The 19,732-nt window shown below is 70.7% G+C and carries 22 protein-coding genes; 13 read left to right on the plus strand and 9 right to left on the minus strand.

Features of this window, described 5'->3' with window-relative positions; translation table 11 throughout:
* Positions 1 to 254: 254 nt before the first annotated feature.
* On the plus strand, positions 255 to 1,280 hold the full coding sequence (locus tag ACK1X7_RS44705) for a 2-hydroxyacid dehydrogenase (RefSeq protein WP_385149459.1): 1,026 nt from the start codon (positions 255 to 257) through the stop codon (positions 1,278 to 1,280).
* Positions 1,281 to 1,327: 47 nt separating this feature from the next.
* On the opposite strand, the gene ACK1X7_RS44710 is transcribed toward ACK1X7_RS44705, so the two are convergent.
* Both ACK1X7_RS44710 and ACK1X7_RS44715 read right to left on the minus strand, forming a co-directional pair.
* Positions 1,328 to 1,687, minus strand: coding sequence for a nuclear transport factor 2 family protein (locus ACK1X7_RS44710; RefSeq protein WP_385149456.1), 360 nt, complete (start codon positions 1,685 to 1,687; stop codon positions 1,328 to 1,330).
* A gap of 62 nt (positions 1,688 to 1,749) precedes the next feature.
* Positions 1,750 to 2,532, minus strand: a complete 783-nt coding sequence (locus ACK1X7_RS44715; protein ID WP_385149453.1) for an SDR family oxidoreductase — start codon at positions 2,530 to 2,532, stop codon at positions 1,750 to 1,752.
* Positions 2,533 to 2,630: 98 nt separating this feature from the next.
* Here ACK1X7_RS44715 and ACK1X7_RS44720 point away from each other — a divergent pair, with 98 nt between their 5' ends.
* Complete coding sequence (locus ACK1X7_RS44720; RefSeq protein WP_390794996.1) at positions 2,631 to 3,170, plus strand: winged helix-turn-helix transcriptional regulator; 540 nt, start codon at positions 2,631 to 2,633, stop codon at positions 3,168 to 3,170.
* A 50-nt stretch (positions 3,171 to 3,220) separates the two neighbouring features.
* Here ACK1X7_RS44720 and ACK1X7_RS44725 read toward each other — a convergent pair whose 3' ends face one another.
* Complete coding sequence (locus ACK1X7_RS44725; RefSeq protein WP_361508107.1) at positions 3,221 to 3,397, minus strand: hypothetical protein; 177 nt, start codon at positions 3,395 to 3,397, stop codon at positions 3,221 to 3,223.
* A 269-nt stretch (positions 3,398 to 3,666) separates the two neighbouring features.
* Between ACK1X7_RS44725 and ACK1X7_RS44730 the strand changes: the two genes are divergently transcribed.
* On the plus strand, positions 3,667 to 4,686 hold the full coding sequence (locus ACK1X7_RS44730) for a D-cysteine desulfhydrase family protein (protein WP_413116644.1): 1,020 nt from the start codon (positions 3,667 to 3,669) through the stop codon (positions 4,684 to 4,686).
* A gap of 26 nt (positions 4,687 to 4,712) precedes the next feature.
* Here ACK1X7_RS44730 and ACK1X7_RS44735 read toward each other — a convergent pair whose 3' ends face one another.
* Complete coding sequence (locus tag ACK1X7_RS44735; RefSeq protein WP_385149444.1) at positions 4,713 to 5,747, minus strand: helix-turn-helix transcriptional regulator; 1,035 nt, start codon at positions 5,745 to 5,747, stop codon at positions 4,713 to 4,715.
* A gap of 63 nt (positions 5,748 to 5,810) precedes the next feature.
* Here ACK1X7_RS44735 and ACK1X7_RS44740 point away from each other — a divergent pair, with 63 nt between their 5' ends.
* The 6 genes from ACK1X7_RS44740 (at position 5,811) to ACK1X7_RS44765 (ending at position 11,749) form a co-directional block, all read left to right on the plus strand.
* A complete protein-coding gene (locus ACK1X7_RS44740) occupies positions 5,811 to 6,545 on the plus strand; it encodes an alpha/beta fold hydrolase (RefSeq protein WP_390794994.1) in 735 nt (244 codons plus the stop codon).
* An 87-nt stretch (positions 6,546 to 6,632) separates the two neighbouring features.
* Positions 6,633 to 7,196 (plus strand): CGNR zinc finger domain-containing protein, encoded by a 564-nt coding sequence (locus tag ACK1X7_RS44745; RefSeq protein WP_390794993.1) that lies wholly within the window; start codon positions 6,633 to 6,635, stop codon positions 7,194 to 7,196.
* 132 nt (positions 7,197 to 7,328) lie between these two features.
* Positions 7,329 to 8,045, plus strand: a complete 717-nt coding sequence (locus ACK1X7_RS44750) for a GntR family transcriptional regulator (protein WP_216340366.1) — start codon at positions 7,329 to 7,331, stop codon at positions 8,043 to 8,045.
* Between the two features lie 134 nt (positions 8,046 to 8,179).
* Positions 8,180 to 9,187: an ADP-ribosylglycohydrolase family protein gene (locus tag ACK1X7_RS44755; protein WP_385149435.1), complete on the plus strand. Its 1,008-nt coding sequence runs from the start codon at positions 8,180 to 8,182 to the stop codon at positions 9,185 to 9,187.
* A 61-nt stretch (positions 9,188 to 9,248) separates the two neighbouring features.
* Complete coding sequence (locus ACK1X7_RS44760) at positions 9,249 to 10,742, plus strand: purine-cytosine permease family protein (protein ID WP_413116645.1); 1,494 nt, start codon at positions 9,249 to 9,251, stop codon at positions 10,740 to 10,742.
* A complete protein-coding gene (locus tag ACK1X7_RS44765) occupies positions 10,739 to 11,749 on the plus strand; it encodes a PfkB family carbohydrate kinase (RefSeq protein ID WP_390794991.1) in 1,011 nt (336 codons plus the stop codon). Before ACK1X7_RS44760 ends, ACK1X7_RS44765 begins: the two co-directional genes overlap by 4 nt.
* Positions 11,750 to 11,799: 50 nt before the next feature.
* Here the strand turns inward: ACK1X7_RS44765 and ACK1X7_RS44770 are convergent, their stop codons facing one another.
* Positions 11,800 to 12,444 carry a TetR/AcrR family transcriptional regulator gene (locus ACK1X7_RS44770; protein ID WP_385157306.1) on the minus strand — a complete coding sequence of 215 codons (645 nt, stop codon included), beginning with the start codon at positions 12,442 to 12,444 and terminating at the stop codon, positions 11,800 to 11,802.
* A gap of 183 nt (positions 12,445 to 12,627) precedes the next feature.
* On the opposite strand from ACK1X7_RS44770, the gene ACK1X7_RS44775 reads away from it, so the two are divergent.
* The 3 genes from ACK1X7_RS44775 (at position 12,628) to ACK1X7_RS44785 (ending at position 14,515) form a co-directional block, all read left to right on the plus strand.
* Positions 12,628 to 13,329, plus strand: coding sequence for an SDR family oxidoreductase (locus ACK1X7_RS44775; RefSeq protein WP_385157303.1), 702 nt, complete (start codon positions 12,628 to 12,630; stop codon positions 13,327 to 13,329).
* A gap of 52 nt (positions 13,330 to 13,381) precedes the next feature.
* Positions 13,382 to 13,804 (plus strand): tautomerase family protein, encoded by a 423-nt coding sequence (locus ACK1X7_RS44780; RefSeq protein ID WP_385157300.1) that lies wholly within the window; start codon positions 13,382 to 13,384, stop codon positions 13,802 to 13,804.
* Between the two features lie 108 nt (positions 13,805 to 13,912).
* The gene (locus tag ACK1X7_RS44785) at positions 13,913 to 14,515 is read left to right on the plus strand and encodes a DJ-1/PfpI family protein (protein ID WP_385157297.1); all 603 of its coding nucleotides are present in this window, start codon (positions 13,913 to 13,915) and stop codon (positions 14,513 to 14,515) included.
* A 50-nt stretch (positions 14,516 to 14,565) separates the two neighbouring features.
* Here ACK1X7_RS44785 and ACK1X7_RS44790 read toward each other — a convergent pair whose 3' ends face one another.
* The 3 genes from ACK1X7_RS44790 to ACK1X7_RS44800 all read right to left on the minus strand — a co-directional run bounded on the left by ACK1X7_RS44790 (position 14,566) and on the right by ACK1X7_RS44800 (position 16,970).
* Positions 14,566 to 15,333, minus strand: a complete 768-nt coding sequence (locus tag ACK1X7_RS44790; protein WP_413116646.1) for a siderophore-interacting protein — start codon at positions 15,331 to 15,333, stop codon at positions 14,566 to 14,568.
* Between the two features lie 76 nt (positions 15,334 to 15,409).
* On the minus strand, positions 15,410 to 16,318 hold the full coding sequence (locus ACK1X7_RS44795; protein ID WP_385157291.1) for a PDR/VanB family oxidoreductase: 909 nt from the start codon (positions 16,316 to 16,318) through the stop codon (positions 15,410 to 15,412).
* A gap of 22 nt (positions 16,319 to 16,340) precedes the next feature.
* Positions 16,341 to 16,970 carry an MSMEG_1061 family FMN-dependent PPOX-type flavoprotein gene (locus tag ACK1X7_RS44800; protein ID WP_361504365.1) on the minus strand — a complete coding sequence of 210 codons (630 nt, stop codon included), beginning with the start codon at positions 16,968 to 16,970 and terminating at the stop codon, positions 16,341 to 16,343.
* 171 nt (positions 16,971 to 17,141) lie between these two features.
* Between ACK1X7_RS44800 and ACK1X7_RS44805 the strand changes: the two genes are divergently transcribed.
* Positions 17,142 to 17,801 (plus strand): TetR/AcrR family transcriptional regulator, encoded by a 660-nt coding sequence (locus ACK1X7_RS44805; RefSeq protein ID WP_413116647.1) that lies wholly within the window; start codon positions 17,142 to 17,144, stop codon positions 17,799 to 17,801.
* Positions 17,802 to 17,883: 82 nt separating this feature from the next.
* On the opposite strand, the gene asnB is transcribed toward ACK1X7_RS44805, so the two are convergent.
* A complete protein-coding gene (asnB, locus tag ACK1X7_RS44810; protein WP_385158410.1) occupies positions 17,884 to 19,716 on the minus strand; it encodes an asparagine synthase (glutamine-hydrolyzing) in 1,833 nt (610 codons plus the stop codon).
* Between the last annotated feature and the right edge of the window lie 16 nt (positions 19,717 to 19,732).

The raw sequence follows: 19,732 nt of genomic DNA on the forward strand, positions 1-19,732 counted from the left end.
GGACTTCATCGTCGGCGTATCTCCGAGGGTGGTGGCGGGTTGCCGCCCGAGAACGACAGTCGACCTGGCTGTCTATACTTGCGTACCCGGTCTGTATTTGTGGACGCTGAAGCTAAACCTGAGGTGCCGGATCGTCAAGAGATCTGACAACAAGCCCAGGTGGATGAGGAGATGGCCGCAGCAGCCGCAGCATTGACAGCCTCAACAGTCCTGTGCAGGAATGAAGACGGCGGCTACATATGAGGACGGCGGTCATGGCCAGTATGCGCATCATGCTCAACCACCGGATCCTGAGCAGGTTCACCGAGCGGCTGAGGGCGCGGATCGAGGGCCCGCACGAATGGCTGGACGCCTCCGACTGGGACGCGGCGCGGATCGCCGACGCCATCGCCACCGTCGATGTGTACGTGGGCTCCCAGCTCACCGAGGAGAACGCGCGACGAGCCCGGCGGCTCCGCCTCGTCCATGTCGTCGGCGCGGGCTACGACGGCATCCCCCTGGAGGCGCTGGGGTCGGAGGTGACCGTGGCCAACACCCACCACCACGGCAGGTCGATCGCCGAACACGTCCTGATGTGCGTGCTGATGCTGTCCCGAAGTGTGCTCGCGGCCGACCGGGAGCTGCGCGCCGGACGATGGCGGAACGTCGCCGTGGACTCCGCGCTGCCCTTCGGGGACACCTTGCGGGACCGCCGTGTCGGAGTCATCGGCTTCGGCGAGACGGGGCGGGAGATCGGCCGGCTGTGCCAGGCGGTCGGGCTCGGCGTGCGGGCGGTGCGCCGCGATCCATCGGCCCCCCTGCCGGATGGCCTGCGCCCCGACTGGGTGGGTGGCACGGAGCGGCTCCCGGAGCTGCTGGCGGAATCCGGCATCGTCGTGGTCACCGTCCCGCTGAGCCCCGCGACCCGCGGACTGATCGGTCCGGCCGAACTCGCCGCGATGGGCCCGCGATCCCTCCTCGTCAACGTCGCCCGTGGCCCGGTCGTCCAGGAGGAGGCGCTGTACGAGGCGCTCTCGGCCGGCACCATCGCCGGTGCCGCCCTGGACGTGTGGTGGGCCGGCCCGCCACACGCGCCGAGCCGCCTGCCGTTCCACACGCTGCCCAATGTGGTGATGACACCGCACAACTCGGGCCACACCGAGGAGACTTTCGCGGCCCGCGCCACGGATATCGCGGCCAACATCAACCGCCTGGCACAGGGAGCCCCCCTCGGCAATGTGGTGCGCGCCGCTCGTGAGCGGGCCGCCATTCCCGGTGGCGGTGGCAGCAGGACGGACTGACGCCCGTACGGCTTCTGACGCACCGTGCGCCACCACGGCGCTGTGGGTCAGGGGGCGATGGTGAGGTGGCTGATCAGGCCCTGGTCCAAGGTGAAGCGATAGTGAAGGTCGACGGTGCCGCCGGGGAAGTCGCCCTCCAGATGCTGGGTGACGGTGCAGCGGTCCGGGCCGTCGTGCTCGGCCCCGATGAGCGTGGTGGTGTACGTGTACTCGGAGGTGGCGCGGTCCAGCCACCGCTCGATGGCCGGGATCCCCTGGTAGGTGCGGCCGTCGTCGATGACGGTCGCGTCCGGCGTCAGTGTGGCCGAGGCCGCGGGCACATCGTGCTCGTTGTGTGCCTTGAGATACCGCTTGACGACGTCGGGCAGATCGGTGGCGTCGAAGGGCGTGGTGGTGTCGTCGGTCATGGCCGCCTCGCTGAGGGTTTTCTGAGGGATGGTTCTCGGGCCGTTCCCGGACGGGACGGTGCTCAGAGCGCGGGAACGGTGCCGCCGTCGATGACGTGTTCGGCGCCGACGATGGCGGAGGCCCGGTCGGAGACGAGGAAGGCGACGAGTTCGGCGACTTCCTCAGGGCGGTTGGGGCGCCCGAGGGGGATGCCGCCGAGGGAATCCATCAGCGATGCCAGAGCGGATTCCCGGTCGCCGGTCTGCTGGGCAATGCGGTCGATGAGGGCGTCCGCCGCACTGGTCTGGATGAACCCGGGGGAGACCGTGTTCACCCGCACACCGAGCGGCGCCACTTGGTTCGCCAGGCCCTTGCTGTAGGTGCTGAGAGCCGCCTTGGCGGAGGCGTAGGCCAGCGTGCCGTTCCACAGTGGCATCCGGCGCTGGATCGAGGAGACATGGACCACCGCGCCCCGGCCACGTTCGATCATGCCCGGGATCAGGGCGCGGTCCAGACGGACGGCGGCGAGCAGATTGTGGTTCAGCTCCTGCTGCCAGATCTCCTCGGACATCGCCTCGAAGCCACCGGCGGGCGCGGCCGAGCCACCGAGCGTATGGACCAGGATGTCCGTGCCGCCGAGGCGCCGTTTCGTCTCCAGTGCGACGTGTTCTGCGCCTTCCGGTGTGGTCAGGTCGGCGCCCACGAAGTCGTCGTCGGGGACGTCCTCGGGCCGGGAGCGGGCGGTGACCAGCACGGTCGCACCGGCCGTCCGCAGCCGGGCCGCGATCGCCGCTCCGGCACCTTTGGTGCCACCGGTGACGAGTGCGCGACGGCCGGTGAGAGAGTCATCGGGAGAGGTGGGCAAGGCTGTCCGTTCCGGGACGCACGCGAGCGCATCCCTTGCGACTGCTAAGATAGAAGCGCGTAACTTTCACTTTAGCAGTAACTCGGGAGGGCGTCGCGATGGCAAGCCGGATCAGGCTGGAGGACCGTGAGTGTCCGCTGTCGACCACGGTTCAGCACGTGGGGGAGTGGTGGACGCTGCTGATCCTGCACGACGCCTTCGACGGCTACACGCGCTTCGACCAGTTCCAGCAGAGCCTGAACATCTCCACCAGCATGCTCACCACACGCCTGAAGACCCTGGTGGCGGACGGTCTCCTGGAGCGGCGCCCCTATCAGACCAACCCGGTGCGCCATGAATATGTGCTGACTGAACGCGGTCGTTCGCTACGGCCCGTGGTCGTCGCCCTGGCCGCCTGGGGCAATCAGCACCTCGCTCCGGAGGAGCGCGCCATGATCCTGGTCGACGCCCGGACCGGCGAGGAGGTGGAACCCGTCGTGGTGGACGCGCGCACCGGCCGCAGCCTCGACGACGGCGAGACCTTCGTCTTCACCGCGGGTCCGGCCGCCAGTGACGCGATGCGTGCCCGGTATGTCGAACTCGAACGGCAGCGTCCCGCGCACGTCCGGGCGGCGCGCGACGAGGACCTGCCCGGCTGATCGCGCGTCTCGCCGAGGTGAAGCCGAGGTGAAGTTGCGAGCGACTGGTCTCAAAGGCAGTAGCGAACGAGCCATTCGTCGGGGTTGTACGTGTCCTTCGCGGGGTCCGGCGCTATGGCCGCCCGCTCCTCCACCGTGTCCTCCAGGTGGATCCGCTCCGGCAGCTTGCCGAACCGGGCATGGCGCGCCGTCTCCGCGGCATCCGGCACTTCCCGCTTATCCGACATCGCATCGTTCCTTGTCGTTTCGGTGGTCCAGCGATGGTTGCAGCCTCGTGCATCACTGGTCAAGTAGGTGACGCGATGGGAATCGCACCTTGGACCGGCCGCGCTTCGGCAGTGGGGGCCGTGGGCGAGCCGGCGCGGAGCCGGGTTCCAGCTTGTCGCAACCTCTTCACGCCGAACCCGGCAGGTGATCTGTCGCGCCGGCCGGGCGTCGGCGATTGTGTTCCCGCGTACGTGTACATCCCTCAGTGCGGCGAGCGAAGGCGGCGATCGTGCCAGAAGAGCGTCAGGAAACCACGCGGCGTCAGGAAACCACGCGGGTCGAGCTGATGAGTCGGCCCACACCGCTGGAGGCCGCGCCGCGGCTGGCCCGTGCGATCGGGCTGGAGCCCGGGGATCTATGGGTCAAGCGTGACGACCTGATCGGGCTGGGTGGCGGGGGCAACAAGGTCCGCAAGCTGGAGTGGACGGCCGGGGCCGCCCGCGCCGAGGGCGCCACCACGCTGGTGACCAGCGGGGCCGCGCAGAGCAACCACGCCCGCCTGACGGCCGCGGCCGGGGCACGGCTGGGCATGGACGTGGTCCTCGTCCTCGCCGGCGCGCCGAGCGAGGGGATGACCGGCAACATCGTGCTCGACGGTCTCTTCGGCGCCCGCGTCGTATGGGCGGGGGAGGTGAGCGAGGCCGAACTCGCGGCGGCCGTGGCGGCCGTGGCCGCGGACCTGCGCGAGCAGGGCGCCCGGCCCGCGGTGATCCCCTTCGGCGGATCCAGTGTGCTGGGCGCCCGGGGCTATGCCGAGGCGGGGACGGAACTCCTGGAACAGGCCCATGACCTGGCCACGGCGGTCGTGGCGGTCGGATCGGGCGGCACCATGGCCGGTCTCGTCCACGCCCTCGGAGCCGAGCGGGTGCTGGGCGTGCACTGCGGAGCCATCCCCGATCCCGAGCACACAGTCGGCCACCTGGTCGACGGGCTGGCCGGACGGCCCGTGGCCACGTCCCTGCGGCTGCGCCTGGATCAGGTCGGTCCCGGCTACTCGGCGCTCACCGAACCGGTCATGGACGCCATCACCACCGCGGCCCGCACCGAAGGCATCGTCCTCGACCCCGTCTACACCGGCCGTGCCCTGGCCGGTCTCATCGCGGCCGTCCACGACGGGCAGGTGCGCCCCGGGCAGCGCACGGTCTTCGTGCACACCGGCGGTCTGCCCGGTCTGTTCGGGCACACCGAGGTGCTGCGGCGGGCGCGTTCCGCCGTGGCCGACACCGCCGTACGGTGGCCCCGCGGCTGACCGTCGCACCGCGGTTCGGGCCGGTGCTACTCCGCGTCGGCGCAGGAGGCGAGTCGGCGGGCCAGGGCGCGTACATGGTCGCGCAGGGCGTCCGGGTACTCGATCACGAACGGGAGGTCCAGCCAGGCCAGCACGGAGGGCACCCACTCCAGCCGCTCGGCCCGCAGTCGGACCCGCACCCATCCGCCGCCTTCCCCCTCCTCCGGCGTACGATCCGCCTTCTCCGCCGTGTCACCGGCGGCCCCCTCCGCCGGTTCGGCCGGAAGTTCCCGCACCGTGGCGAGCCCGGGCGGGAGCCGGTGGCGGACCTGCTCGACCGTGCCCTGCACCCGCAGCGACACCTCGTGCAGGTAGGGCACCCCGGCGAGCCCGGACAGCACCCGGGCGGCCGGGTCGAACCCCGAGGGCACCTCGAACGACCCGGGCAGCACCGTCGCGGTTTCGATCCGGTCCAGCCGGAACGTGCGTACCTCGCCGCTGGCCGAGTCCGCCCCCGTCACATACCAGCGCCCGGAGTGCGCGACGATCCCGTACGGGTGCACGGTGCGTTCGCTGCGCCGCCCCTTCCACGCGGTGTAGCTGACGGCGACCGGCCGGCGGTCCCGCGCGGCCTCCGCGAGCATCAGCAGCACACTCGTCTCCGGGATGACCACGGGACGGGCGGGGGCGGTGAAGTCGGCGGTGGCCAGCAGCGCGTCCAGCCGACGGCCGAGCGCCTCCGGCAGCACCCGGCGCACCTTGGCGGCGGCGCTCTCCGCCGCCGCGACGGACGTGGTCACCAGCCCGGCCCGGCGCCCGGCGACCACGCCCAGCAGCACGGCCAGCGCCTCCTCGTCGGTGAGCATCAGCGGGGGCATCCGGTAGCCGGGGGCGAGCCGGTAGCCGCCGTAGCGGCCGCGCACCGAACGGACCGGGACGTCCAGGTCGATCAGGTGGCCGATATAGCGCCGTACGGTGCGCTCGTCCACGCCGAGCCGGTCGGCCAGGTCGGCGACGGTGCGGGTGCCACCGGCCTGAAGGATCTCCAGCAGGGCGAGCACACGGGCGGTCGGTCGGGTCATGCCCGGAAGTATGGCGCGGATACCGGGCGGTTCCTGTCCGGTATCCCTCCTAGCGTGTGGGCCATGGCAACCTACGTACTTCTTCCCGGGTTCTGGCTCGGGGCCTGGGCCTGGCACCCCGTGGCGGCCGATCTGCGCGGCCGTGGGCACGACGTCCACGCGCTCAGCCTGACCGGGATGGGCGAGCGGGCGCATCTGGCCCGGCCCGACACCGATGTGGAGACGCACATCACCGATGTGCTCAACCTGATCCGCTACGAGGAGCTGCGCGATGTGATCCTGGTCGGGCACAGCTATGCCGGTGCGGTGGTGGTCCCGGGCGTGGCGGACCGGATGCCGGACCGGATCAAGCGGATGGTGTTCATCGACAGCGGTCCGCTGCCGGACGGGATGTCCCACGCGGAGTTCGCCCCGCCGGAGGAGCAGAGGCGCAACGCCGAGCTGGTCCGCGCGGAGGGACACGGCCGGCAGTTGCCGCCACCGCCGTGGCGGCAACTGGCCTCCGAGGTGTCCGGGCTGCCGGACGGCACGCTCGAACGGCTGGTGCGGCTGTCGGTGCCGCAGCCGTGGGCCACCGCCACCACCCCGGTCCGGCTGACCGAGGCGTGGGAGAAGCTCCCGCGGCTGCATGTGCTGTGCGGCTTCTCGGTGGAGCAGGTCCGGGCGCGGATCGCCACCGTTCCGGCCTTCCGGCACATGGCGGCCGAGAGTTCGGCGTACCGCGAGCTGCCCGGCTGGCACTGGCCGATGTTCGACCGGCCCGGCGAGCTGGCGGCGATCCTGCACGACGCGGCCTGACCGGCATGAAGCGCCCTTGGTGCGGCTCGCCGCCTGCCGCCGGTGGCGACCTTGCGAGAGATTAAAATCACCTGTCAGGATGGTGATGTGAATCTGGAGCATGTCTTTCTGTGTGGGAACCCCGCTCTCGACTTCGCCGCGACGTTGCGCGCTCGCCGCTCGGTGCGGTTCGAGATGTTCGTCTCCCCGGACCGGCTGGACGCCTGGTATCTGGAGTCCGGAATCGTCGACACCGTCTCCGCCAGTCAGCATGCCGACGTCGAGCGCGCGGTGGCCCTGCGGGAGGCCATCTACGAGCTGGTCACCGCCCGCGTCGCGGGGGATCCCTACGACGGCGAGGCACTCGCCATGGTGAACGACACGGCCCGCAAGCCTCCCGCGGCGCCGCAACTCACCGCGAGCGGGCGGCGGACGGACGCGACATCGCAGGAGGCGCTCTCCACGGTGGCACGGCATGCCGTCGAGCTCCTCAGCGGTCCGGATGTGCCGCTCCTCAAGGAGTGTGGCAACCCCGGATGCACCCGTGTCTACATCGACCGGTCGCGCGGCGGGCGCCGGCAGTGGTGCGGCATGGAGCCCTGCGGCAACAAGCTCAAGGCGGCCGCCTACCGCGCCCGTAAGCGGCAGGCCCAGGAGCCTGCCGCGGGGTGATGAACACCCCGCCCGCCCATCGCTGATCACAGCGAGCTGATCACACGGCCCGCCTCGTGGCGGATGGCCGTCGACGGGATGAATGTCTTGCGACTCTAGACAGGACTGGACATGTATGGCTAACTACCGGACATGCCTAAACAGGTCCTCAAGCATCAGCGCATCGCCCGCGTTCTGGCCCGTGAGATCCACAGCGGCGCCCTGGAGCCGGGCAGCAGGCTGCCCGGCGAACACGCGCTCACCCGGCGCTTCGCGGTCAGCAGGGCCACCGTTCGCCAGGCGCTGGACGAGCTCAGCAAGCAAGGGCTGATCTCCACCCACGCGGGCGTCGGCTCGTTCGTCACCTTCGACGGTGGCCTGCTGGACAACCGCCTGGGCTGGACCAGGGCACTGGCCGACCAGGGCGCCCGCGTCACCACCGAGGTCCTCCGCCTCGAAGCGGTGCGCGATGCCCGGCTGGCCGGGGAACTGGGCATCGAGGGCGTCGAGTTCATGGCGCTGGACCGGTTGCGCGTGCTGCCCGAGGGCACCCCGGTCGCGCTGGAGCGCAGCAGGGTCCCGATGGCCCCGGCCCTCGCCGACGTCCCGCTCGGCGGGCTCCTCGACGGCTCGCTGACCAAGACCCTCGCCGCGGTCGGCATCCGCGCCACCCACGGCGACGAGTGGGCCTCCGTACGGCAACTGGCCGCCGACGAGGCGACACTGCTCCGCCGCCAGGAGGGCGAGGTCTGGCTCAACACCCGCCGGGTCAGCCGCGGAGCCGATGGCCAGATCGTCGAGCAGGTGACCAGCCTGCTGGACCCCGCCCGCTTCCAATTGCACCTCGGCTTCGGCGAGCAGCCCCAATGAGGCCCCCGGTGAGGCGCCCATTGAGGCGCCCATTGAGGCGCTCCCGATGAGGCCCCCGGTGAGACCCCGATGAGACCGCACCCGGCACCCGCCCTCCCCGACGTACCGCCTCCGCGCACCGACAGGAAGTCCCGATGAACCACCAGCACGACCGCGCGCTCGGCGCCCTCTACGGCCTGGCGATGGGCGACGCCCTCGGTATGCCCACCCAGATCATGTCCCGGGCGTCCATTGTCGCCCGGTTCGGCACCGTCACCGGTTTCGAGCCCGGCCCGGAGGACAACCCGGTGAGCGCCGGAATGCCCGCCGGTTCGGTCACGGACGACACCGATCAGGCCGTCATCGTCGGCCGGCTGCTGACCGGGTCCGGCGGGCGGATCGAACCGCTGCGGCTCGCGCACGAGCTGCTGGAGTGGGAGCGCGCCATGAAGGCCAAGGGCTCCTTCGACCTGCTCGGCCCCTCCACCAAGGCGGCCCTGGAGGCCGTGTCCCGCGGCGTACCGCCGGAGGAGGCGGGCAAGGCCGGTGCCACCAACGGCGCGGCGATGCGGATCACCCCCGTCGGCGTCGCCTTCCCCGACACCCCGCTGGAGCCCTTTCTCGACCGGGTCGCGGAGGCGTGCCAGGTCACCCATGACACCTCCATCGGCATCGCCTCCGCCGCCGCCGTGGCCGCCGCGGTGAGCCGTGGCATCGACGGCGGCGATCTGGAGGATGCCTTCGAGGCGGCGGTCACGGCGGCCGCGGCCGGGGCCGAGCGCGGCCACTGGGTCGCCGGTGCCGATATCGCCGCCCGTATCGGCTGGGCCGTGGACCTGGTCCGCGGTCTGCCCGAGCGGCAGGCCCTGGACCGCGTCTGCGACCTGGTCGGCACCAGCGTCGCCAGCCAGGAGTCGGTCCCCGCCGCCTTCGCCGTGCTGGCCCTCGCCGAGGGCGAGCCCTGGCGGGCCTGTCTGCTGGCGGCCAACCTCGGCGGTGACTGCGACACCATCGGCGCGATAGCCGGGGCCATAGCGGGTGCCGTCAGCGGGGCCTCGGGCCTCCCCGACGAAGCCCTCGCCACTTTGCGCTCGGTCAACGGTCTCGACTTGGAACCGCTGGCCACGGCCCTGCTCGCGCTGCGCGCCGGCACGGCCGCGTGACCCCCACGCCCGCCCTCATATCCGCACCGGAGCGCCCCCGGACAGAAAGACAGGTACCACCATGGCGGCTTCAGAGAACGACCGCGTCGGCTCCGTGGAGACCCGAGGCATCGAGCCGGTTCCGGACGCCGAGCGCCACGGCCACGCGAGCCAGATGTTCTGGACCTGGTTCGCCGCGAACATCAGCATCCTCGGCCTGCCGCTCGGCGCGGCCCTGGTCAGCTTCCGCGGCCTGAACATCTGGCAGGCGGCCGTCGTGGCCATCCTCGGCTCCTTCGGCTCCTTCGCCCTGGTGGGCGCCCTCAGCATCGCGGGGAAGCGGGGCGGAGCGCCCGCCCTCACCCTCTCCCGCGCGGTGTTCGGAGTCCGCGGCAACGCCGGCCCCACACTGGTCACCTGGATGAGCCGGCTCGGCTGGGAGACCATCAACACCACCACGGCCGCCTTCGCCCTGCTGGCACTGCTCGACGCGGCCTTCGGCATCCGGCGGAACACCGTCCTGACCGTGGTGTGCTTGCTCGTCTTCATCGGCTGCACGCTGCTGATCAGCGGTCTGGGCCACGCCACCATCATGTGGATCAACAGATGGGCCAGCTATATCTTCGGCCTGCTCAACCTCGTCGTGATCATCTTCCTCGCCACCACCGTGGACTGGGACAAGGTCTTCCACGCCCCGGTCGGATCGGTGAGTGCGATGGTCGTGGGCGTCGGCATGATCGCCGCCGGTACCGGGATCGGCTGGGCCAACACGGGCGCCGACTACGCCCGTTATCTGCCCCGGCGCATTCCGGGCGGCAGGCTGGTGGCCGCTTCCGCCTTCGGTGCCGGTATCCCGCTGGTCGTGCTGATCTCGCTGGGTTCACTCCTGGCCGCGGGCGAGCCGAATCTCGCCTCCGCTTCCGACCCCGTCTCGGCCATCAACACGATGCTGCCGTCGTGGATGTCCATCCCGTATCTGATCGCCGCGTTCGGCGGACTGCTGCTCTCCAACCACCTGTCCGTCTACTCGGCCGGACTCACCATGATCACCCTGGGCATACGGGTCCGGCGCACCCTCGCCGTCGGCCTGGACGTGGTCGTCACCTTCGCGGGCGGGATCTACTTCATCCTGATCGCCAAGGACTTCTACGGTCCCTTCATCACCTTCCTCACCCTCCTCGCCGTCCCCATCAACGCCTGGGTGGGCGTCTTCGCGGTCGACCTGATACTCCGCCGGTCCTACGACGGCGCGGCGCTGATGGACGTCGGCCGGTCCAGCCGCTACTGGTTCCGGGGCGGGATCGCCTGGGCCGCGATGATCGCCTGGGCGGCGGCCATCGTGGTGGGCCTGATGTTCACCGAGGCGAGCACCAGCGCGACCGACGTGTGGTTCTCCGGCCCGCTGTCCCATAGCTGGATCGGGTCCAACGGGCTGGGGTGGGTGGTGACCCTGCTGCTCGCCGCCGCCGTCTACGCCGTGCTGCGCAGGTTCGACGGCACCGTCCGCGAGGAGGCGTCCGGGCAGCGTCCCCAGCAGCAGGTGCTGCCCACCCCGGCCGCGCGGGAGCATTCATGAGCGGCCACGACGGCGCCCTCGGCGCCCCCGGCGAGGTGACGGGCGGCCGGCTGGTCCTGCTCGGCAACGCCATCGTCGATCTGGTGATGCGGGTGCCCGCACTGCCCGAACGCGGCGGCGACATCGTCTCCACGGACACCACCCTCACCACGGGCGGCGGATTCAACGTCCTCACCGCCGCCCGCCGCCTGGGCCTTACCGCCGTGTACGCGGGCGCCCATGGCACCGGGCCGTTCGGCGACCGGGTGCGCGCCGACCTCGCCCGGGAAGGCATCGACATGCTGCTGGCCGCGGTGGCCGAGGAGGACACCGGATTCTGTGTCGCCTTCGTCGACGGCGGCGGCGAGCGCACCTTCGCCACCAGCCTCGGAGCGGAGGCCCGGCTGACCGAGGCCCACGCGACGTCCGTGCTCGCCGCGCTGCGCCCCGGCGACATGGCGCAGATCTCCGGCTACGGGCTCGCCTACCCGGTCAACGGCCCGGTCCTGGCCTCACTCGTCGCGCGGCTGCCGGAGGACATCCGGGTCTTCCTCGATCCGGGTCCCCTGGTCGACCAGATCCCGGACGAGGTGCTGGCGCCCGTTCTGGAGCGCTGCGACTGGGTCAGTTGCAACCAGCGTGAGGGGCGGCTGCTGACCGGCCGGGACGACGCCCAGGAGGCCGCGGCGGCGCTCGCCGCCCGGCTGGGCCCGCGCACCGGTGTGCTTCTGCGGGCCGACGCGGCGGGCTGCTGGCTGGTCCCGCCCGGCGGAGCGGCTCTGCACATCCCCGGCCGCCGGGTGACCGCGGTCGACAGCAACGGCGCGGGCGACGCCCATACGGGAGCGTTCCTGGCCCTTCTCGGCCACGGTCTCGACCCGAGCACCGCCGTACGAGGCGCCAACGCCGCTGCCGCCTTCGCGGTCACCCGGCACGGCCCCGCCACCGGACCGACCCTCGGCGAGCTGCTGGACCTCCTCGACGGCGAGCCCCTCGCGGCGCGGCTGTCCTCGGCGCTCGGGCGGTAGCCCGCCCGCGCGCTCGCGTCACGGAGGCCCCCGTGACGCGAGCGCGTGCTTCACCCGGCGGTCTCGGAAGTGTCCTGCCTGCCGGGTGTGTGCTCATCGTCGCCGAGGACGTGGTCGCGTACCGCCGCCAGGATGCGGTCCGACAGGTCGTCGCCCGCGCAGGCCCGTGACAGGACCAACGCCCCGACCATGGTGGACAGTTCGACGAGGACGGACTCCTCGCCGGCCGCGGTGCCGCCGGACTTCCTCGCGTTTCGCTGCATCGCGTCGATCAGCTTGCGCAGACCCTCGCCGAACGCCCCCTTGAGCGGGTCGCCGGGCTCCGCGCGTGCGGCGTCCACCGCCAGCGCCGCGGCGGCGCACCCCAGTCCGGGGTTGTCGCGGTGCGGGGCGGACAGATAGGCGGCCAGGAAAGCGGCCCGGACGCCGCGGTCGCGCTCCTCGCCCGGGTCCTCGCCCTCGGGGGGTTCCTCCATGTCCGCGAGGCGTTCGGCGAACGCGGCCGAGCACGCCTGGGCGATCAGATCGTCCTTCGAGGCGAAGTGGCGGTAGAACCCGCCGTGGGTCAGACCCGCCGCCGCCATCGCCTGGGGAACGCTCACCTTGTCGGCGCCGTGGGTGCGCACCAGCTTCGCGGTGGCCGCGATCACCTGCTCGCGGTGGCGCTCGGCCTCGGCTCGGGATGCTCGGGGCATGGTCGGTACTTCCTTCTGCGTAGGTTGCCGGACTCGCGTACGGGATGCCGGTACCGCACCGATGATATTTGCGGCCCGTTATAGATGATGCTAGTAATCTATTTAGCGCGCCACAGGGACGGCCGCCTCACGGTCCGCCGCCCCTGCCGGTTCGAGCGCGCTCTGGGACGAGGAGGGTCCGGCATGGTTGCGATCGATGGTTCCGTGGTGCTGGTGACCGGAGGTCAACGTGGCATCGGCAAGGCATTCGTGGAGGCATTGCTCGGGCGTGGCGCGGCGAAGGTCTACGCGACCGCGCGGAAGCCCAGCCCCGGCGAGGACCCGCGGGTCGAGGCCGTTTCCCTCGATGTCAACGATCCGGACGCGGTCGCCGCTCTCGCCGACCGGGCCGCGGATGTGAACATCGTCATCAACAACGCGGGGGTGCTGTTGCCCTCGCCGCTGCTGAAGTCGGACATGGCCGATGTGGTGGCGACGTTCGAAACGAATGTCTTCGGGCCTCTCCGGGTGGCACGTGAGTTCGCCCCGGTCCTGTCGGCGAACGGCGGCGGCGCGCTGGTGGACATGCACTCCGTGCTGTCCTGGGGCGCGGGCGCTGCCGCCTACGGCGCCTCGAAGGCCGCGCTGTGGTCGATCACGAACTCTCTCCGGATAGAGCTGGCGGAGCAGGGGACCCAGGTGGTCGGCGTGCACCTCGGGCTCGCCGACACCGACATGGTCGCCGGGATCCCGAGTCAGAAGATCTCCCCGGCCGAGGTCGCGGAGGCGGTTCTGGACGGCGTCGAGAACGGCGCCGACGAGGTGCTCGTCGACGATGTGACCCGGCAGATGAAGGCGGCGCTCGCCGGGCCGGTGGAGGGGCTCACCCTTCTCCTCGGACGCTGACCGCTCGTCGCCACCGTTCGACGTCACTCTTCCTCGAAGGAGAGAGAGAGCCATGCCCCTGTGGCACATCTACCATCCGGTCGACGCCTACTCCGCCGAGCAGAAGCGGAAATTCGCCGCGGACGTCACGGAGTACTACACCCAGGTCGGTCTGCCGAAGTTCTACGTCGTCACCCTGTTCCACGACGTCCCGGAGTCCTCGTTCCTGGTCGGTGGCGAGCCGTCGAATCGCACCGTCCGGGTCGTGATCGAGCACATCGCCCGCCACTTGTCGGACCCCGAGACGAGGAAGAGGTCCGTCGAGGGGCTCGACCGTGTGCTGGCCCCGCACACCCGGGACCGCGGGCTGTACTGCGAGTTCCATATCGACGAGACGCCCCGGGATCTCTGGATGATCGACGGGATGGCGCCGCCGCCCCCGCGCAGCGAAGCCGAACAGATCTGGGCGCGGGAGAACCGGCCGCTGCCGTACTGACCGGCCGCCCGCGACCGCACCAGGGCGGCGAGCGAGGCCACCGGTGGCGCTCGGCGGCCTCGCGGGGAACCCATGGCCGAGCGGGGGCGGGTCTGGTTGGATCACCGTATGGCCCATGCGGATACGCGGAAGATCGGGATCCTGCTGTTCCCGGACGTGGAAGAACTCGACGCCATCGGTCCATGGGAGGTGCTGTCCTACTGGACGCACACCTTCGCCGAGGACGGGTGGCAGGTGTTCTGCCTCTCCGCCGACGGCAACCCCGTGACCTGCGCGAAGGGGCTCACCATCGAGGCACATCAGGCGATGGCCGACCTGCCCCCACTGGATGTGCTGCTGCACCCCGGCGGCCGGGGGACCCGGCCCCAGCTCGAGGACGAGCAGCACCTGGAGTGGGTCCGGTCCCAGCGGCGCTCGGTTCCCCTGATGACCAGCGTGTGCACGGGCTCGCTGGTCTACGCGGCGGCCGGGCTGCTGGCCGGGCGGCCCGCGACCACGCACTGGGGGTCGCTGGACCTGCTCGCCGAGCTCGACCCGACGATCGACGTACGGCCCGAGGAGCGGTTCGTCGACGACGGTGACATGATCACCTCCGCGGGGGTCTCGGCCGGTATCGACATGGCTCTTCATCTGGTCGCCCGGCTGACCTCGCCGGAGCGCGCACGTCAGGTGCGGCGTGGCATCCAGTACGACCCGCAACCGCCGGTGTGAGCACACCGCAACCACCGGTGTGAGCACACCGCATCGGCACAGCGGCAGGGTCAGCCGGGGCTCGAGCGGCCGTGCCGCCAGTACCCGAAGAACGCGATGTCCGGCTTCGGTACGCCGCGGTCCCGCACCAGATGGCGGCGCACCCCGGTGGCCATTCCGGCCTCTCCGGCGCCCCAGGTGTAGAACCGCCCCGGCCGCAGCGACGACTTCCTGACCGCGTCGAGGGCCAGTCTGCCGGGCAGCGCGTCCGCGCCGTCCCGGGCCAGCCACCGCACCCGTACGCCTCCGGGAGCGGTGATGTCCGCGCGGATGTCGGCGGTCCCGGAAACCTCCAGGAAGACCTCCGCGGCCAGTGACGCCGGAGCGTGCTCGAGGATGGCGAGGATCGCCGGTACGGCGCTCTCGTCCCCGGCGAGCAGTTGCCATTCGGCATGAGCGGGCGGCAGATAGCTCACGCCCATGTCGAAGATGCCCGCCGGGTCCCCGGGCCGGGCGCGCCGGGCCCATGCGGAGGCCGGGGTGTCGCCGTGCAGGGCGAACTCGATGTCCACTTCGCCGAGTTCGGGCCGGGCGCGGCGGATGGTGAAGTTGCGCACCCAGGGCCTGCGTGATTTCGGCAGCAGGAGAATCTCCGCCATCCACGCCTCGCTGGAGAGCTTCGGCATTCTCAGCCTGTCCTGCCCCTCGCGGGGAAAGAACAGCCGCACGGTCTGGTCGAAACCGGTGGGCTTCAGATGCTCCAGTTCCGGGCCGCCGAGCGTGATGGTCGAGAAGCCGGGTGTCAGCGTGGTGTTCCCGCGTACCTCCAGCGTGATCATTCGCCGTGATTCTGGTGTGCGCACCTTGGGCAACACGTCTTTCCTCGCCTTCCGCTTAAGTCCGCTCGCCGTGGGGTCACAGGTCCACGACGAGCCGCGGGGACAGGGCGCGGGACACACAGGCGTACATCCGGCCCGCGGGGGCGCCGATGGCGTCCCGGTGCTCGGGCTCGCCGTCGACGACGGCGATTTCGCAACTGCCGCAGACCCCTTCGCGGCATCCGGACGCCACCGGATATCCGGCGTGGGTCAGGGCGTCCAGCAGCGACTCGTCGGCCGGCACCTGAACCGTCCGCCCCGACCGCGCGCACACCGCCTCGAACGCCGTGTTGGGGGCGAACGACCTGGCCACCGGGCGGAACAGCTCCGCGTGCAGCCGTCCGGCCGGGAACGCGGCCTCGGCCGCGGCGAGCATCGGTCCGGGGCCGCAGGCATAGACCACGGCACCGGGGTTCAGCGCGGCTGCCAGAGCGGCGAAGTCCGGCCTGCCCTGCTCTCGGGTGGCGATGATCCGGACCCGATCGCCGTAGCGGGAGCGCAGTTCGTCGGCGAAGGGCATGGACGCGACCGACTGTCCCACGTAGACGAGCGACGCCGGGACGCCCGATGCCGCCGCCGCGCGCAGCATCGGCAGGATCGGGGTGATGCCGATCCCGCCGGCCAGGAAGAGATACTCCGGCGCGGGGAGGAGCGGGAAATGGTTCCGCGGCAGCGACACGTCCAGGGTGCGGCCCTGGCGCAGAAACCGGTGGATGTACTCCGAACCGCCCCGGCTGAGGCGGTCGTGCCGCACCGCGACGCGATAGGACTCCCGGTCCGCCGGGTCGCCGCACAGCGAGTACTGCCGGGTCAGCCAGTTCGGCAGGGCCAGGTCGATATGGGCCCCCGGCTCCCAGGGCGCCAGCGGACCGGTGGCGCCTTTCAGGACGAGGGATACGACGTCTTCGGCCACCCGCTCGATGGCGCCGACGATGGTCTGTTGCATCGCGATTCACCTTGTGCCGTGGTCAGTAGAGTTTGCGGTAGCTCTCTTCGAGAGCGTGTGTGAGCACCATCGGATCGATGTCCATCCCCATTTGGGCGGCGGCGGTCTCACCGACCGACGGCATCTCGTCGGCCAGGGCCTGGCTCGCGGGGTCCCACAGCCGGGAGCGGATCAGCGAGCGGCCGCAGTGGAAGTATGCCTCCGCCACCTCGACGACGATCGCCAGCACCGGTTCGCTGGCCTCGGTCTGCATCCGGGCGAGTACATCGGGCTCATCGGTGGGATAGCCACGGCCGTTGACCCGCAGGGTCTCCCGCATCCCGGGGATGAGGAAGAGCAGCCCGACCCCGTCGTTCTCGGCGAGATTGCGGAAGGAGTCGGCGATCTTGTTGCCGGGGCGGTCGGGAATCGCGAGCGTACGGCCGTCGAGGACCTTCACAAAGCCCGGGTAGTCGCCACGGGGCGAGCAGTCGGCGCGCCCCGCCGCGTCCGCCGTGGCCAGGGTCAGGAAGGGGGAGTGCGCGATGAAGAGGCGGAAGTGCTCGTCGATATGGTCGGCCTTCTTGTCCTTGGTCATGCCTTCGGGATCCCCGAGCCGGGCGTGGACCTCGGCCGGCGACAGCCGTCGGGGGCGGGTGCTGGTCTGCGTCACGATGACTCCTTCCGGGCGGGGGGAGCGGCGGGCGCGCGAGGGCCGTGCCGGTCGCCTCCCGCTCTCTGCCGACGACGGTGGTTCACCGCTCCGCCGCAGTTCATGGCACCATTGTGAGTAATTACTCAGGTCTTGCGCCACTCGCTTTCCAGGCGCCGTCCAGGAGGTGTCATGACGACAGGCCGTCGCGGACTTCAGCCACGTAAACAGCCCCGCCAGGCCCGGGCCGAGCTCACCCGGCAGCGCATCCTCACGGCGGCTGCTCACGTTTTCGCCGAATACGGCTACGCCGCCGGGACCACCAACCGCATCGCCGAGCACGCACGGATCTCGATCGGCTCGCTGTACCAGTACTACCCGAACAAGGATGCGATCCTGGTCGAGCTGGTGACCCGTCATCTCGATGCCGGGGCGGCCGCCATCCGCGAACGCCAGGACGAGGAGGAGCCCGATTCCCTCGAGGAGATCCTCCGTGGTTTCGCGCGCACCGTGATCGAAAACCACCTCGACGACCCGCAGCTTCTCCGCGTCATGGGCGAACAGGCCCCGCGCTCACCGGAGTTGTTCGAGAAGGTCGCCCGTCATGAGCGGGAGCGGGTCGCCTACACCCAGGAGTTGCTCGAGCGCCATCCCGAGGTCCGGGTCGAGGACACCTATGTCGCCGCCCGGCTCACCGTGTCCACGATCGAGCTCGTCGTCCATGTGCTCATCGCCGCGCCCGAGTCGATCGACACCACCCGGCTGGAGAACGAGCTCGTCGCGATGCTCACCCGCTACCTCACGGCCGCACCCTCCGCGGCCGTGGAACCTCCGGCGCGCGGGGGCGGCTGATGCGGGGCCACCGGGACGACGGACGGGGACCTGGTGGGCCAGGTCCCCGTCCGTCCCTCTCGGTGCGGTCGAACCGCGGGTGTCAGTCGAGCGTGAGGGTGGGCTTGCGCAGGTCCATCCATGTCGCAAGGTCGAGGGCGCGTTCGATGATGGCGCGCTGCTGGGTGGTGATGTCCTCCGCCGGTGCGGCGATCGCCTCCTTCAGCGTCTCGGCGCGGCACAGTTCGAGGGCCTGGTGTCCCGAGGTGATGAGGTCGCCCGCCTGCTGCTTGATGGCGGAGAGATAGGCGGGGTCGAAGCTGCCGGGGTAACCGCTCTTCTTGCGGTTGGCCACGGACTCGGGCAGCACATCGCGGGTGGCCTCGCGCAGGATGCTCTTCTCCCGCCCGTCGAATGTCTTCAGCGACCAGGGGGTGTTGAAGACATAGGAGACGAGGCGGTGGTCGCAGAACGGCACCCTGACCTCCAGGCCGACGGCCATGCTCATCCGGTCCTTGCGGTCGAGCAGGGTATTGACCATGCGGGTGAGATGCAGATAACAGACCTGCCGCATGCGCTTCTCCAGGCCGGTCTCGCCGTCCTTGAGGGGGACTTCGTCCAGGGCGCCGAGGTAGTGGTCATGGAGGTAGGTGTCCAGGTCGAGCTTCTCGGTGAGGTCCTGGGACAGCAGGCTCTTGGTGTCGCCGAGCGTCAGCCCTCCGGCGAGCCACGGGAAGGTGTCGGCCTCGCGCCGCTCGTCGTGGAACCACGGGTAGCCGCCGAAGACCTCGTCCGCCGACTCGCCCGACAGGGCCACGGTCGACTGTTCGCGAACGGCCTTGAACAGCAGATAGAGCGAGTTGTCCCGGTCGCCGAGCCCGGTGGGCAGATCCCGGGCCGCGATGGCCGCCTGCCGCACGGCCGGGTCGGACAGGGCGGAGCCGTCGAGCATGATGTCCCGGTGGTCGCATTTCACATGCTCGGCCACGGCGTGCACATACGGGGTGTCCACGCTGGGCGCCACGTCGATCGCGCGGAAGTTCTCCGCCTGCCCGGGGAAGTCCACGGCGAAGCTGCGGACGGTCTCGCCGTGCTCGCCGAGTTTGCGGGCGGCGAGCGAGGTCATCGCCGAGGAGTCGAGCCCCCCGGAGAGCAGGGTGCAGCGGGGCACATCGGCGACGAGCTGCCGGGCGATGATGTCCTCCAGCAGCTCCCGCACATGGGCGACGGTCGCGTCCTGGTCATCGGTGTGCTCGGAGACCTCCAGGCGCCAGTACGCCTGCTCGCGAAGTCCATTGCGGTCGACGACGGCGATATGGCCGGGGCGCAGCTCCTTCATTCCCTTCCAGATCGCATGCCCCGGTGTCTTGGCGAAGGAGAAGATCTCCCGCAGCCCGTCCATGCCGACCTCGGGGGCGGCGAGCGGGTTGGCGAGGATGGCCTTGGGCTCGGATCCGAAGAGGACGCCGTCGTCGGTCTCGTAGTAGTAGAACGGCTTGATGCCCATCCGGTCCCGGACCATCACCAGCTTTTCGGTGCGGGAGTCCCAGATGGCGAAGGCGTACATGCCGTTCAGCTTCTCGGTGAGGGATTCGCCCCACTCCACATAGCCGCGCAGGACGACCTCGGTGTCGGAGTCGGTGGTGAAGCCATGGCCCCTGCGGCGCAGTTCGTCGCGCAGTTCGGTGAAGTTGTACGCCTCACCGGAGTAGACCATGCTCACGGGACCGTCGGGGGTGTCGACGGTCATGGGCTGTGCCCCGCCGGGCAGGTCGATGACGGCCAGCCTGCGGTGGCCGAGCGCGGCCTTGCCGGTCACCCACGCTCCGGCCGCGTCCGGGCCCCGGCAGGCCATCGTCTCGGTCATGGCGTCGAGGACCTGGCGATGGGAGGTCAGATCGCGGCGGTAGGAGACCCATCCGGTGATGCCGCACACAGTGATCATCCCTTTC

This window comes from Streptomyces sp. CY-1, assembly GCF_047218265.1.
Lineage (GTDB): Bacteria > Actinomycetota > Actinomycetes > Streptomycetales > Streptomycetaceae > Streptomyces > Streptomyces niphimycinicus.